13 protein-coding genes and 1 pseudogene are annotated in these 15,236 nt (G+C 43.2%); 2 read left to right on the top strand and 12 right to left on the bottom strand.

The annotated features are described in order from the left end of the window. Window positions 1-785 precede the first annotated feature (785 nt). On the top strand, window positions 786-2,039 hold the full coding sequence (locus IEX98_RS22780) for a DNA polymerase IV (RefSeq protein WP_229692338.1): 1,254 nt from the start codon (window positions 786-788) through the stop codon (window positions 2,037-2,039). Then, window positions 2,036-2,509: a hypothetical protein gene (locus tag IEX98_RS22775; protein WP_188891794.1), complete on the top strand. Its 474-nt coding sequence runs from the start codon at window positions 2,036-2,038 to the stop codon at window positions 2,507-2,509. The genes IEX98_RS22780 and IEX98_RS22775 overlap by 4 nt, the downstream gene beginning before the upstream one ends. Window positions 2,510-2,553: 44 nt before the next feature. On the opposite strand, the gene IEX98_RS22770 is transcribed toward IEX98_RS22775, so the two are convergent. The 12 genes and pseudogenes from IEX98_RS22770 to IEX98_RS22715 form a co-directional block, all read right to left on the bottom strand. Further along, entirely contained in the window at window positions 2,554-3,828 is a 1,275-nt protein-coding gene (locus IEX98_RS22770) for a DUF2515 domain-containing protein (RefSeq protein WP_229692337.1), read from the bottom strand. A 94-nt stretch (window positions 3,829-3,922) separates the two neighbouring features. Continuing rightward, window positions 3,923-4,528, bottom strand: coding sequence for a hypothetical protein (locus IEX98_RS22765; protein ID WP_188891792.1), 606 nt, complete (start codon window positions 4,526-4,528; stop codon window positions 3,923-3,925). A gap of 375 nt (window positions 4,529-4,903) precedes the next feature. Next, the gene (locus IEX98_RS22760; RefSeq protein WP_229692345.1) at window positions 4,904-5,914 is read right to left on the bottom strand and encodes a DUF3829 domain-containing protein; all 1,011 of its coding nucleotides are present in this window, start codon (window positions 5,912-5,914) and stop codon (window positions 4,904-4,906) included. Window positions 5,915-5,967: 53 nt separating this feature from the next. Continuing rightward, window positions 5,968-6,978: a DUF3829 domain-containing protein gene (locus tag IEX98_RS22755; RefSeq protein WP_188891788.1), complete on the bottom strand. Its 1,011-nt coding sequence runs from the start codon at window positions 6,976-6,978 to the stop codon at window positions 5,968-5,970. Window positions 6,979-7,309: 331 nt separating this feature from the next. Beyond that, on the bottom strand, window positions 7,310-8,809 hold the full coding sequence (locus IEX98_RS22750; protein WP_188891786.1) for a hypothetical protein: 1,500 nt from the start codon (window positions 8,807-8,809) through the stop codon (window positions 7,310-7,312). A gap of 119 nt (window positions 8,810-8,928) precedes the next feature. Next, window positions 8,929-9,291: a hypothetical protein gene (locus IEX98_RS22745; RefSeq protein WP_229692336.1), complete on the bottom strand. Its 363-nt coding sequence runs from the start codon at window positions 9,289-9,291 to the stop codon at window positions 8,929-8,931. Between the two features lie 148 nt (window positions 9,292-9,439). Then, window positions 9,440-9,706: an SMI1/KNR4 family protein gene (locus IEX98_RS22740; RefSeq protein ID WP_188891784.1), complete on the bottom strand. Its 267-nt coding sequence runs from the start codon at window positions 9,704-9,706 to the stop codon at window positions 9,440-9,442. Between the two features lie 155 nt (window positions 9,707-9,861). Then, a complete protein-coding gene (imm47, locus tag IEX98_RS22735) occupies window positions 9,862-10,656 on the bottom strand; it encodes an Imm47 family immunity protein (protein ID WP_188891782.1) in 795 nt (264 codons plus the stop codon). A 271-nt stretch (window positions 10,657-10,927) separates the two neighbouring features. After that, window positions 10,928-11,428 (bottom strand): annotated as a pseudogene (locus IEX98_RS22730) (ankyrin repeat domain-containing protein); the annotation flags it as partial. A 275-nt stretch (window positions 11,429-11,703) separates the two neighbouring features. Next, on the bottom strand, window positions 11,704-12,231 hold the full coding sequence (locus IEX98_RS22725; RefSeq protein ID WP_188891778.1) for a hypothetical protein: 528 nt from the start codon (window positions 12,229-12,231) through the stop codon (window positions 11,704-11,706). Window positions 12,232-12,234: 3 nt separating this feature from the next. After that, window positions 12,235-14,625: a hypothetical protein gene (locus IEX98_RS22720; protein ID WP_188891776.1), complete on the bottom strand. Its 2,391-nt coding sequence runs from the start codon at window positions 14,623-14,625 to the stop codon at window positions 12,235-12,237. A gap of 202 nt (window positions 14,626-14,827) precedes the next feature. Further along, window positions 14,828-15,223 carry a DUF4280 domain-containing protein gene (locus IEX98_RS22715; protein WP_188891774.1) on the bottom strand — a complete coding sequence of 132 codons (396 nt, stop codon included), beginning with the start codon at window positions 15,221-15,223 and terminating at the stop codon, window positions 14,828-14,830. Window positions 15,224-15,236 lie beyond the last annotated feature (13 nt).

Genomic DNA, 15,236 nt, shown 5'->3' with positions numbered 1-15,236 from the left:
CCACTTTCGTCCGGCCAATTACTTTTTTCATATAATGACACTTTAACATGAAATTTGTACCAATTGAACTAGATATGAAGATGTCCTGCTAAAAAAATGAACAGCCCTTGAAATTTAGGCGGCTAATTCTCCCCCTCATGCCTGTCCAAAGCGCGTCGCTGCGAGCTTTTGCGGCGGATGGAGACCGGGCGCACTGTCTAGGACCGCCGGTAAACAATAGCTGATGAAAGCAAGAGAAAGACCGCTTGATTGCTCAAGCGGCCTGAAGCGGATGGCCTAATCGTTTCCGTTAATTTGTTTATGCTTTATGCACGTCATACGCGGTATGCGCCTTATGCTCCTTGTACCTCTTTGTGCCTGTGCCTTTGCCTGTACCTTGGCCCTGTGCCTCGCATCGACCGATCTTCACACGGCACATGACCGCTACAGATCGAGTAGCACAATCATTGCTCTGCTTATGCACATTTTTTCGCTATTTCAGGCGGTTTTCAGGCTCCACATCGGTATAAGGCATGTTTCTTCATTATTGCGTATATCGATTTCCTTCTTGAGAAAAAACTGCTCTTATATGCACCGAAACCTGTCTGTTCTCTCCATTCTGCCCGCCGATAGCGAAATCCGCTTCGCTAACAAGGAAAAAAGCTTCGCAAGCCAGCAGCTTAGCGGCATACTGCCTAACTGCCCAACTGTCTAAAATTACCTCCCGTTTATCCCTTGCATCACCTGGCTTCATTCAGTATATAATAAGGATAAGAACATACATTCGTATATAGAAGGTGGGAATAGTGGAACGTACCATCATGCTGATCGACTGCCAGTCGTTTTATGCCTCTGTTGAAAAGGCTTCTCATCCCGAATATCATGATGACCCGATCGTTGTGGCCGGCGATCCTTCCCGCCGCTCCGGCATTATTCTCGCCGCATGCCCGATCGCCAAAAGCTACGGCGTAGTCACGGCAGAGACACTAGGCGAAGCGCTTGGCAAATGTCCCAATCTCGTCGTCGTCAAACCTCGCATGCAGCTCTACATTGACGTGTCGCTGTTAATTACCGATATTTTCGGACGGTACACCGATTTAGTAGAGCCCTTCTCCATCGATGAGCAATTTCTCGACGTGACCGGCTCCATCGCTTATTTCGGTCCGCCAGAGCAGATCGCCGCCCTGATTCAGACGAGAATTATGCTCTACACAGGCGTATGGGCGCGAGTCGGCATCGGTCCGAATAAGATGCTGGCGAAGATGGCAACGGATATTTGGGCGAAAAAGAATGAATCCGGCATTTTTACGCTGCAGAAGCCGGATGTGCAGCAGCTGTTATGGCCGCTTCCGGTGGGCAAGATGTTTGGCGTAGGATCGCGTATGATCGCCCATTTCCAACGGATGGGCATCCATACGATCGGCGATCTCGGCCGGATGCCGCTTGCAGAGCTGAAGCGGCGGCTTCATGCCCGCATGGGCAGAAACAGCGACATCCAAGCCGAGTTATACTGGCAGACAGCCAACGGCATTGACCCCAGTCCTGTCAAACCAGGCACCCATGATGCGCAGCAGGCGGTCGGCCATCAAATGACGTTGCCGCGTGACTACGCCAATCCCCATGAGATCGATGTCGTGCTGCTCGAATTAAGCGAGGAGGTTTGCCGCCGAAGCCGTGCCAAGGGCTACATGGCCCATGTCGTTGCGGCCGGAGCGCAAGGCGCAGATTTCGACCAGCCGACAGGCTTTTTCCGCCAGATGAAGGTGCCGGACCCGACAAATATTACGAAAGAGGTATTTGCCGCCGCACGGTCGCTGTTCTATGCGCATTGGGATCGGCTCCCGGTCCGTAAGCTTGGCGTCACACTGTCCAGCCTCGTACCGGATGATCAATATCAGTTGACGTTATTCGGCAACCGAGAAAAGGAGCGGCGTCTGGAGCGCACGACCGACGCAATTCGCAACAAGTTCGGAACGACTTCGATTTTACGTGCCTCTTCGCTGCTGGAGGCCGCACAAGCCCGTGAACGCAGCGTTAAAATTGGAGGGCATTACAAATGAGCAAAAAACTTGAAGGAAACGGCCGCTGGGAATCCAGCCGCATGATGCTGCCCGAGCACAGGGAGCAATATTTGCAGCGCCGTGCGCCGCAAGACGGTAAGCCGGTTCAAGTTCCCGTGAAAGAGGAGCTTGAGCTCATTCGCGACTTTGTGCTGCTGCCAATGATGCTGGACATCGTCGAGAAAAACCGCAGAGACATCGAGTTATCCTTCTATACGATGAAGACGCTGTTCATCAAAGCTTCCTACACTCTCATGAAGCTTATTGAAAGCGACCTGACCATCGTTCGCAAGGAGCTGAGAGATCGGAACATCCGGGTGTTTCAGGACGAACTGGCAAGCGAGGGCGGTGCCATCCACTACCGGTTCGTCTGCCGCGGTTATGAAGACCGCTTCTCCATGATTCGAGACGCCGCCCGCGCCGAAATCAGTGTGCGCATCGCAAGGTATATCGCCAAGGTGTGCAGCTGATGATTCCTTCAAACGCTAAGATTAGCTAATACCGCAGCAGACTGCTACAGCTTCACATTTACATGTTCGGCGGCCTGCACTCCCAGCTCGATTCGCTCCAGCAGCAGGCCGTATTCCTCCGTCAGCTCGAACGAGGGCGGAATCGGCAGCTCATGGAAGAAAGGCTCGACGTCCGTCACGCCTTGAAACCAGTCGCCCGGCTCCGGCGGCTCTACAGGCCGATCAGGCCATGCCGCCTCCAGTTCGGGACTGTACATCGGATGTGCGCCGGGGAGAAGGCTTCCGGACTTCAGCCTCGCTTCATAGGGCTCCTCAGGCGCACCTTCCCTCATCCGAGTGAACAAGCGGGGCGCATAGTCGGCACGTGAGCCGGAATGCGGTACGCTCCCAACAAACGAAAGCGCGCCCGCACGGATACGCGGGACGCCAAAAAGCATAGCGTACAGCCGCTTGCCGAATTCAATTCTTTCGTAAATGCTATTGAAACTCTCCAGCACAAGTCCTGCTAGTCGGAGTTCCCCTTCCGCCCGATAAGGAATGAGGAGCGCGTTTAGCTGCAGCAAAGGCTGCATACCGAAGAACAACGTATCAAGCACCTCTTTGCGGAAGTAGGGATGCCGCACTAACCTTTCCTCAATATAATGCTGTTCATTGACGATCAGCGCTGTCGTCAGAACAGCCGAGTCCCGTTCCTTCCAGAAGCAGTCCCAGACCGGCCTCATGAACCGGGATACGCCAAACGCTGGCAGCAGATGAAACAACGGACGCCCCTGCTTCACGCTCTGCTCATAAAGCAGCAGTTGCGGATATGCGTCCTGGAAAATCAATGCATTGGCACGTTCCAGAAAAGCAAATACGGCTTCCCTCTGCTCATCAAGGAGCAGTCGGGGAAGCCATTCTCCCTGCAAATCCGTCATATTCCACCCGCCATTGCGCGAGACAGAGTGCGCTAATAGCGCCCAGTGCAGTTCAGGCGTACGGGTGAAGACTCCGCCGTAGGCCTCCGTCCGCAAACGATTGTTTCGGTTACACCTTGTCGTCTCGGTGAGAATTTCAGTCACGAGCGCCTGCTCCGCCTGCGTATATGTCTGAAACGACAAAGCAGATACGTGCGACAGCCCTGACCACTCGTCAACAAGCTCCGCGACGAGTTCCGGCTGCAGCCGCAGAGGCTCGGCTGCCTCTGCCATCCATTGCGATTCCGCATGCTCCTTCCGCCGGCTTACTACCATGCGCAGCGCAGCGAGCGGCAAGCCGAGGAGCTGCTTTAGCCAGCGGGAGCTTTTATTAATAGTAGAACTAGTTGGCTTGTTGATCACGCCACACTCCCTCAGGGAATTTGTATAAATTCCAGTATTGGGCAGCCGGGCTGCAAACATACATGGCGTCAGTTATGTTCTCTTTTCGACGATATCATTTCAGAAACAGTTCAATCTCATCGTCATGAAAACGATCAATCAGAACATGCTCTTTCATCATCCTGTCCTCTAATGATTTCAATAAATATAGGGAGTAAGTGAGTCTATACATAACAAATACTCCACGCTCAAGTTTCAAACGATTAGTTGTAAAGCGTTTTTGTTGATTTCGATCTATGTAACTAATGATCAACTGGTCGCGATCGGCTTCACCGAATACGATTTGGGGCTTTATCGTTTGAAAGCTGTAATATTCGCTCGTTATCCCTAATTTATCGAAAAGCTGTTGAAGCGCATTTATATCACTAATCTCATAAATAGGATTGTTTGCTGAAAAAACCGTTGTGAAAACGAGCTTTTTATATACCCTTATAAAGAAATAATTAATTGCTTTGCTCTCATCCAAAAAGATTATCTCATCCTGTTTTTCTGGACTCGGCTTCCTCTCGAAGTTCATCTCGGAAAATTCCCATACACCATTGTTCTTTATCAATTGGTAAAAGTTCTCGAACTCATTGGTTTTCTCTTTAATCACATCACCATCAATGATGACTTCCTTTTTTTGATCCTGAACGATTTTCATTAGTTGTTGGGCATTCATTAGACCATTCCTTCCTATGAGGACGTAAGAAGAATACAATATAATAAATCATATTGACAAAAAAACACCTTAATTGTTTGGTATCACGGAAGTGTCAATCTACCATGCCAACAAGAAAGGTGCCTATCCCTATATGTTACAACAACCTTCTTTGTCTAGCCAGTCTCGCTTTTCTAATGCTTTGCTACAATCCACATCGGAAAAGCTTTAAGGCATGCAGCATTTCCAAATCCTTTGGTTACTCCAAGTTTATTTGGAGATTTGAGCTGCGAAAGTTGAGTCAGATAACAAAAAAACAGATTGATCATGAATATCTCATCATAATCAATCTGTTACATGGCTTGCTAATGAGCAAGAAAGCAGCCTAACTTATAATCACTGCCTTTTATCAGCTTTATTGAAATATTCCATATAGGCAGTGAACATCTTCTTGACCGAAATGCGATACTTTCGTATTTCTGCAGTGGCCTTAGCGATATCATCCTTATCTTTATTCCCCGTGCCTGACGCTTTCTTCTTTTGCAGAAGAGATTGATTGATGTCAGTGGCGGCAGCTTTTCCTTCTATGACAGCGAGCATTAGCTTATTATCGCCAACCAGCCATTCATCCAGCTTTTCCTTCTCAAGCAATTCGGCATCCTTAGTTAGATGAAGCAAAGCCTTGATATGCTCATCCAATTGATCATATAGCGTCTTAACCTGGGCTGCATCAAGTTGATCGATACCTGCGCCTTGACCCTGCTTCGCAAGTAGTGAATCCAAGGCTAAAGCGCTCAGCAAGGTTTGAATAGCAGCGGCTTCCACGTCGTGATTACTATCCAATGACTCCATTGTCGTTTTGAGCCATGGGACAAGCTGCTCACCGAGTGCATCTGAGAACTCAGCTAAGAGCGGCGCTGTCTCCTTATGAAGTGTTAAAATTTGCTGATGAAGCGTCTTACCTTTGGAATAATCATCATCGGCGTAGTTTTTCATCAGGTAATAGGTATCCGCTTCTCCATATAAACCAATAAGTTCATTCAAATTAGGGGCGAGCTCTGCTGCCAACGCATCCACCTTTTCGATTCTCGGCTCGCTTTTCGCCAACTCCTCAATTCCTTTTAATGCGTAGTTATTGATTTTCAAGAAAATGCCTGTATAGGCTACGGACTTGCCGATAACATCCAGCTCTTCGCCAGCGCCGAAATTTCGGAAATAAAAGCTCTCCGTCTCATTCAGCTTAGACGCAATGAAGAGATCAAGCTCCATATAGGCGGAATATTTAATAGCTGCTGCAATGCTGGGGTCAGCTTGTACAGCCGCTTTCTTTTCTTGTTGTTTTTGCGGCTCCCCTATAGTGCTGCATGCAGCAAGCAAGAAGCAAGTGATTAGCAAGGCTGTTAACATTTTCACAGGTATGAAGTCCTCCTCTAGAGAGCAAGCCAGCTTGGGGAGCTGCCTTATCGAATTTGATTGTACCGGCCGATCATATCCGACACACGCTTGTCGAAGTTTTCAATCAGCCCGATACGCTCGCCAGTAGTAACTCTGCCTGAGCCAGCAGAGCTGCTCTCGCTTGGCTCAGTCTTCTCAAGGAACTGCACAATATCGGTGGCGGCACCTTTTGTCCTGGCCATCGCATCCCCGAACATGCCGAGGTACTTAATACCTTCCTTGGCCATTTGATCTTCATCCGTGGAATATTTCAGGAACTGTTCAATGTCAGCAGTTAACAAATCATACTTTTCTCTAAATTTAGATGCGTCATAGTCACCCAGATTGCTGTCATCTATCCCCGCTTCATAGAAGTCTTCCTGAATTTCTTTGCTCCTGATTACAACACTTCTAGCGTAGTACCCGATCAGATATCCTTCTTCCTTCAATCTCTTCATTTGTTCCAGTTCATTTTTCTTTGTAACTTCAGACATTTCCAAGTAAAGTTTCTCGCCAAGCTCGGAATACTCTACATACAGAGTATGATATTTTTTGTGCAACTCCTTGCCTTTCTCGAATTTATCTTGTAAAAATTCTTTGGAACGGTAGTAAGTATCCATTTCATTCACGATAGCATAAAACTCTTTTAACTTTGGCGCAAGCAGCTTCATCGTCTCATCCGCTGGCCCAATGGATGGCTTCTCAGACGCCATAGCTATCAGTTTATCTGCTTCGTCGAAACTGGCTTGGGTAATTGGGTTCAGTACGCTGCCGTCAAACTTGGCAGGATCAAAATTTTTCGGAAACTGCATCTCTTCTTCAAGACCAAATTTGCTAGTATAATTACCTTCAGCTAAATTCAGCCATCCTGACATATAATTAATTAGCTCTACATAAGCGTTGGATTTAGCCAAATCCGTAGGCGCTCCATTATTTTTTGTTTGTGATGTTTTCTTTGTGGCATCCCCGACCACATTGCAGGCGCTGAGCAGAACGATTAGTACGACACTGATGGTAATAGACAATAGCTTCTTCAAAACAGAACTCTCCTTCATTTGTGTATATTTTCCACTGAATATTCTATATCGGCAGAATCATACTGAATTTTTAGTTCTATTTAGGAAAACTTTGGATTTACTATAATTCTGGTGATATTCATCATGGCGGTACGATTTTCGTTTTATGCCATACTACATTACGAGTAAATTTGAAAATCACAAGAAAATAAGATAACAAAAAACAGGTCCATCATGGTGGTATCTGACCATAATCGACCTGTTTGATTTAACACTATTACGTTATTTAGGCTATATTTTGTATAATCATATTCTATATTTAATTTCCCTTCAGATTGATCACATCATCGTGTCATCCATTTTCTCTTTCCATAAGAATATTTTTCGCTTCTCTAGCAGCAATCCCGGCCTCCTGACGGACGTTTTTGTTGTTATCCTGAAGAAGTCTCTCGGTAGCAAAGAGTGCTTTTTTAATCAGATCAGAGTCTATTTTCCACATACTATTTTTAAGAGCTGCCATTGCATTTTGTACAATAATCGAATCACCACAAGAAAGTATTTCTATCATCATTGGCATGGCTGCTGTTACGTCCAAACCCCTCTTACATGCGGCATCCCGAAGAGCTTCCGATGCAAACTTCCGTGCCTCCAGGCAGTCATCTTGGAGACCTTCCAACAATCTTTCACACACTGGAGAAAAATCGAATGGTTCCAAAGGGATATTCTTATTTTGTTTTCGCATACGTTCCATAACATCATCCGTTGATAGCACTTTTGCGTAAAACCCTCTCATGACTCCGGTTCGAACATGCTTGGACTTATGTTTCATTAGCCTATCGATTGCATCATAATCACTTTCATCTATTAAATAGCGTGTGTAAGCAGCCGAACAGTTAACAGAAGTCTTTTTATCTTTGTCAACTAATTTATCTAGTAATATGTTCAAGGCTCTTGCTCTTGTTTCTTTGGACACAGTCGAATAATACAAAGCACTAGCTGCGTACGCAGACACCTGCCCATGCCACCTTAGTTGCTCATGGTCATGAAGCCTAGCTTCCAATGAATTCATATATGGCGCAATGTTATGGGAGTTTTCGGCGAACCGAGATATAGTTCGTGCTGTATCTATACGTATCACTGGATCCTCGTATTCCAACCAGCGAAGAATAATCATATGAAGCCCATCTGGTATTTGTAAGAGCTTAAGTGTACGGTCAGACATGAGGGTTGGATGAAACAGATTGATCACATTCATCGGATCTTGAATCTCTTGAATGGCATCTAAATTTCCAACTTGGATACAGTGAAACGCCCAAATTTCAGATAGCTTTTGATTCGAATTTTCGTTATACAACTTTTCTACAACTTCAGCTTGTTCCCCCAAATATGCACCTTCTGTCAATAACAGCAGCAGATCTTCAGCACCTTGACTATATCCTTGGGCGATTGACAATATACAGTCTGCCATGGAATCTCGACCTTCTGTTTTATAGCAATCCAGGATAATAAGAACCGTCTCTGGGTCGCTCTCCGACTCAATGAACTGTTGATAATAGCTCGTAAAAAAATTAGAATCCTCTCGAAACTTTATCTCATTCCACTCTCTATTAATAACGACATGACTGCAAAATCTAGGCATTACTGCAAAGTCAATATCTTTTATTCTTGCATAAGGGGCACGGGTTCCATCCTTTAGCACGAACATATCCTTTAATCTGCCGCCAATACGAAAGCTATCTATCTTCTCATCATAGTAGTCAAATAAGATCACGGTTACTTCATCAAATAGAGTCGATTCGTTCATATACTTCGGTTCTAGATTTTCTATGTAAGTTAACACGCTGTAATTCAATGTTTCTTCCCTCACATTCTCTCTTTTGCAAGCCGCAATTGTGTAATCAATTCCTCAATATTATTTGCAATAGTTATTTTCAAATATCTTATTAGCGTCTGACTTACTACAATCCGTTTTTACATCAATCTCATCGTGTGAAAATAATATAAATAAGGAAGCAGATCCATCGTTATTCGATAAATAAAAGCCCAATAATTCATTGTATTCAGAACTAATTTATTTTCTTTGCATTCAATTAACTCATCATAATTAGCAAATAAATTAAAATCATCCAAATCATAAATTCTATTCGCTGAGATTAATGGATTCATGCCTCTCAAATATATGCCTATAACATCACCATCATTTTTTTCAAGGAAGATAACGTGGTCTAATCTCTCATTATCATCCTCATCATGTAAATAAATAATATTAGAAATTTCTATATGTTCAAAAAAATAAGCAAACTTTTTTGTGAAAGATAATATATAGCTATTCATAGTCAACCTCAGGATTCATCTATTTTAAACTCAATACTCAAATCTTGTGTATTATTTCTAAAACCTCTAAGCTTTCAAGTCATATTTAGCAATCATTTCTTTTTCAAAAGCAGTTGCCTCTTGTTTTACTTTGATTAAATTTCCGTTTTCATCCCACTCTTGATATTGTTCTACCTTCATAAATATCTATATACTCTTCTAAGTTACTGTACATGTCCCCAATACCATAAAGAATATTTAGTACTCCTTCACCTTGCTCATCAGAAATTTTGAACATACTTGGTGAAGGATCGCCCCCATTCGATTCTAATAGGAAATTTATATACTGTTCAGGAAAACTCAAATTAAGCCTCTGCTGAAATTCATTAATTTCTTCTATTGTAATAGGTTGATGTGAACCATCCATTTGTACCATAGTTATACCTCTAAATTATTTTAATTATCTCATTTGATTAAATGGGATATCCTTAACTACTATTTAAGTGTTTCTTAGAATTTCATTTAAGATCAGTTCTGTATGTTTTATAGCCCTTTTCCATCTTCATTTAATATAGGAATATCCGTTCTCTGCTATATTTTATGTCCGTAAAAATACTTCTGTCCCTTCTCCCAATTTTTCTTTGAAAGTCCTTCGACATAATGAATAAACCCTTTATAGTTGTCTGAATTTATTACAGTGTAATAATCGCCTGGCACTTTCTTTCCAGACCAAATCGATAATAGGGAAGGAATTAACTCCATTTCAAGTGCATGTCCGTTGCTAGCAGCATTCATAACTCTTTCAATTAACTTTTTGGCTAGTTCACCAGGAAATGAAAGTTTCTGATTATAGTAATATTTTTCAGGATCACGGCCGTTAATGTATGCCAAATAATATTGACCAATCTCTTCCACGGATGAATCTTCACCTAAATGCTCTGTAAAATCAATAAATGCATCTATAGCATCCCTTATAATGGTCGATGTATCATGAATTTCATCCCAATCTTCAAGTAACGTTAAAAGATATGGAACTACTTCGAGAGAAAGCGTTGTAACTGCCGCTGACGCAAATGTATTAACCGCATCTTCAGCAGCTTTTTCTAAAAACCGAAAATTGTCGGAATCTCTTAAATCTTCATGAGTGCAAATTGAGCAAAATATCCGAATACAAAGATTTAATACTGCTTCATCTTCAGAATGATTTAACAAGTGAATTAAGAGTGTTTTTTGAGTAAAATCTCCTAATTTGAAAAGTTCTACGAGTTGGAGTGTAACATCTTGTTCCGTCTTTGAAAGTAAAATGCTTTCCTTAATATTCGAAATGTTGGAATTTGATATCTCACCGTACCAGCTGCTGTTCATAAGATTCGTATAGTGTGCCATTTTTCACAATCCTTTTATTTTTTCGTGCAAATCCTGTAAAATAAATTTTTCCCGGCCATTCTTTTGTCTTTTTAAAATCATTTATAACAAAGCAAGTATCAATAATATCCTTCACCAGTTTTCTATTAAAGTTTGATACGAAGCATACTGTTTTTCACTAAAATCACCATCATCATCACCATCTACCATTAAAGTTATATCGACTTCTTTTCCACAAAATTAAATGGCAGTTTCCCTACTCACTTTGATAAATCTCCTTTCTGTTAAAGGCACTATCACTCAGAGGTTCCAATAATTTTACTACTGCAGTTTGTCCCTGTTCTTGAGCAAAAGCCAAAGCATCCATATTTGTCATATAATCACCACTGTACTTAATACTTATATCAATACCACTCTTGATTAAAAACTCTGCAATATCTACATGTCCATTACTAATCGCACCAAACAACGGATTTCTTTCAGGCTCACTGATATTCAATTTTGCACCACAGGACAATAAATACTTCACCACATCTATGTGTCCTCCTGAAGCAGCCTCGTTGATTGCTCCACCACCATATGCACCACCAAGCTTATTAACATCAGCTTCTAATTGTATAAGTTTCTTAACGATATCAAGTTGGCCTTTCGAAGCAGCTACATGAAGCCACGTTCCAAAAGGTGTCATCATATTTAATAATTCAATATTGTTGCCGATTAGTTCAGTAACTCTTGCAGTATTACCTTGCTTAATAGCTATACGAATTTCTTTGGCAGTTTGTACATTATCCATAAATGATTGTCTCCTTCGATTAGCATTATCCTCTAGCTTTTATGTATTTTCACCAAGAAAACGAAGTTCATAAAAAACAGGTCAATCATGGTTGTAGCTGACCATAATAGACCTGTTTAATGTAATGGAATAGCGTTATTTAGGTTATAAAATTAAAGCATTTGATGTGCGTACAAACAAAATGACGAAATCTTTATACGGGTATTACATGGGTTATATGTGTTCTTGGTTGAATGATGGGTTCATTCGGCACTGGCTAGCCCTCAATTTCTATGTTACAGAATTTCGGAAAATTTTGTACCATCGAACTTATTTCCCCATCCTTTATTTTCATTAATAGAAAATATTAAGAACTGTTCTACGCTTGGCAATGGATATTTGTTATTTAACATTAAACTTATAAGTCTTTCCAAAGATTTCAAGCTACTTTCACCATATCCACTAACCGTACCGTACGCGTGGCTAGCACCAAGCTCATGAATACCATAAAGTAATGAGTTAATGGATTCATCAATATCTTGATACAATTTGTACAAGTGCAGAAATTCCTCTTTGCTCAATCGTTCAAATCCATGCTTTTCATATGTTTTAAACTCTAGCAAATTCTCAGGAATCAATTCATTTGCAATTGTATGACATTCTTCTAAATTGTTGGAATTAGTGAATTCCCATAAGTAGTTCAAAACTATCTTCCAGTCATCGAGATTATATTTTAAAGCTAGAAGGGCATTTTCAAAACAGCTAACTCCATAAGCAACTCTACCTCTCAAAGAGATTTGCTTAAATTTTTCCATATTCATCATTTATTAGTCTCCTTTATACCACCCAGTAAGTGCATCAAGAACATTTCCTTTAAAAGTAAACGTACAATTTTGACAAGCTTCCTTTGCTGCTCCAAACTCGGCAGGGGTTGTTTTAGTAGTGTACAAGTACAAATCACCTATTTTTGCCCCATCATTCAAAGCCTGATTCACTCCATCTACCTCTGCACAATTTCCTAATGGATAATCATTTAGAGAATCCTTCGGCAATAATCCTGCTTTATCTTTACTTCCAAATAACACTGGATTCTGAGCATCTCCACTAAGTCTCACGCCCTTGTTCATCCCATAGTAATACTTCCCTGTTCTTGCGTCATAAACTAAAGAAGCAGTGTTGAAATCATTCCTTTTTGTTTTCGAAGGCGCTAATTTTTTCTGCATGTTTGACCATTCATTAATGGAATCGCTTAATTCTTTATCAGAAGGTAACTTAGGATTTCCCATCCCCTCAGTCTCTCTTGTAGTGCTTCTTTCTCCAGGCTTCGGTTCATATCCTTTCTTTTCAAGACCATTATTCGCAGAGGTCTGTGGTTCAATCGGTTTTGGTCTCCATTTATTCCCCAGACTAGTAGAAATACGTGCCACTGCTTTTGAAACATAAGGAGCAAGCGGTCCCAAAAAGCCTGCAAACAAAACTCCAGATCTAAATGATTTCAGTGCGGTATCCAATCGAGGCATTCTTCCATTAAAAGTTTCAGTTAATACATAGTCTGATGCAGTCGCTGCACCGCCTGCAAGCATTGACGTCACCTGCATTTTTACCAATTGTGACGTGGCCATGGGAATCAAAGATGCCGATGTTACAACTGGACCAAATATTCCGCCGGTTACAGCCCCAATTATCCCACCTAATGTCGTATTCCATATATATTTGCCTAAACTACTATCCTCTCCACTTTGCAAATCGGATGCATAAGTCGTTGCAAGTGCTCCCACCATGCCCACTGCAGCCATAGCAATAAACGGAGCCGCCGCGCCGCCAGTTCCAACAATGACCGCAGCTACGACTACAATAGCAACCGCTGCACCAACCACTGCAGCCAACTTACCCCAACTAAACTTCTTCTTTGTTGCAGCTTCCGCTTCTTTAGCTGCCGCCTCTTGGCTAGCAGCATCAACTGTTGGTTCGTCATTATAAACGATATAGCTTGTCCTATCGCTGCCTACGGCTATGACATTGTTCGCTACAAGATGATACTCGCTCTCTATAATCAGCCCGTTCGATAGCTGCCCTTTGCGTGCCAGAATCTGGCTTTGAGCGTTAATAAGGATGCGCTTGGGCGTGAAAAGAGAGATCTCATCCGCCGCATTCAGCGTCAGCTTCTTGTGACTGGTCAAGGTAATGCCGTAGTTATCGTCGAAGCTGATCCTCAGCGGCTCTTTGCTCCCGCCCGTAAGGTTGAGGGCCGTTGGCGTCATCTCCAGCTCGCTGCCGTGCTCGGTGCCGAAATACCGGTTGTTTGGATTGCTCGTCTTCGGGCTGCTGCTGCCGTTTTTCCGCACAGCACCTACCACTATAGCGTTGGCTGCCGATCCATCGGGAAAATACAGACTGGCATGCGTGCCTATCTGAGGCATGCTGTACATCGCATTTCCGGTAGGAGGCGCGAACGGAAACCATTCCGACTTGGCACCTGCCTCTTTGTCGATGTCCAGATGGAGCTTAACCTGCTCCCCCTTTACCTCCAACACCATGCCCTCAAGCGACAACCCTTTTAGAGCGACATTCTCGCGAGGCTGCTGCAGAATACCTTCCCGCCTCGATAGGCGGTACTTATATCTTAGCCCGCTTCCATCCATATAAGCTTGCATACTGCTAACGTAAAGCTTCTTGTTCCGAAACTGAATTTCGTCTCCCAGCGCATACTGGACGCTGCTCTCAATCTCGTAATAGAAAAAATCCGTGCTTTGCGCATCGGCCTTTTGCTCTCTTGCCTTCTTGAACGCTAGCAAATCTTTTTTGGCCGTATAAGCCGTATCATCCGCCAGCTTGTAGCTCTTTCCTTCCGGAAGACCGAAGTAAAAGCGGGGACTACTATCCAATATATCACAGCTCACGATCGTTTGTAATTCACTGGATAATCGCTTAATAAACGCCCAGTCCGTTTCTTTATATTGAATGGCTGCCTTGCCCAACTTGACGCCATTCCCTTCTGTGGCAATGACATTAGCGCTTGAATGGCCTCTCACGACAATGTCCAACAATGCGGAATAGCTCATCCCGCTATCTTGAAAGGAACGGCTTTTCTTCTCCGTATCCAGATGAAAGCTTCCGGATATCCCTTCAATTTCGATTGTATAGATACCATTGCGATTCGTTGTTTGCACCGAGGACACCAGACCCTTAAACAACGTTTCTTCCTTGTCCCCGTCCATACGAAGCAATTGAATCTCGTCATGAAACGAAGCATTCAGCACCGGCGTAAAATGAACACTATCGTCCAGCATCCCCCGCAAATAAAACCGTGCATGCTCATTAAATTTGCTTTCCATCGTCAAATCTTCGATTCTCTTGATTGAATAAGGTGAATTCACTTTAAGATTATGAAACCCGTTCATCCCCACGCCTCCGTCCGCCTTAATCGGAATGCTGTCCGTCATCTACAAACGTAATGACTCCATCATGCATGCAAATGAGCTGTGATTTCGTCGTTAACGCCGGCTTTCCATCAACCAGCGCATCCGCTTTGGTAAGCAACCAATCATCAAGAAAAACGGGGCAGCACCGTTTTCCATTTACGGGCGCTCCATCCTTGCCAAATAAATATAAAACTTCCGTATTGTCATTCTCTACGCTGCTGCATACTCCAAAATAAGCGATATTTTCAACTGGCATCCGGTCGGACTCATTCATCATCGGCTTATCGTTAACATAAGCGCCATGACTTTGCGGCAGATTGATCCGCCGGAAATTGCTTCCAAAGCTGCATTGCATTTTTGCACCTCTAACCACATACCCGCTCTCGTCTCCCATTGTTCATCCTCCC

The organism is Paenibacillus radicis (ex Gao et al. 2016) (assembly GCF_014641555.1).
Lineage (GTDB): Bacteria > Bacillota > Bacilli > Paenibacillales > Paenibacillaceae > Pristimantibacillus > Pristimantibacillus radicis.
The sequence above is the reverse complement of the archived record's forward strand: the minus strand, read 5'-3'. Positions and strand labels throughout refer to the sequence as shown.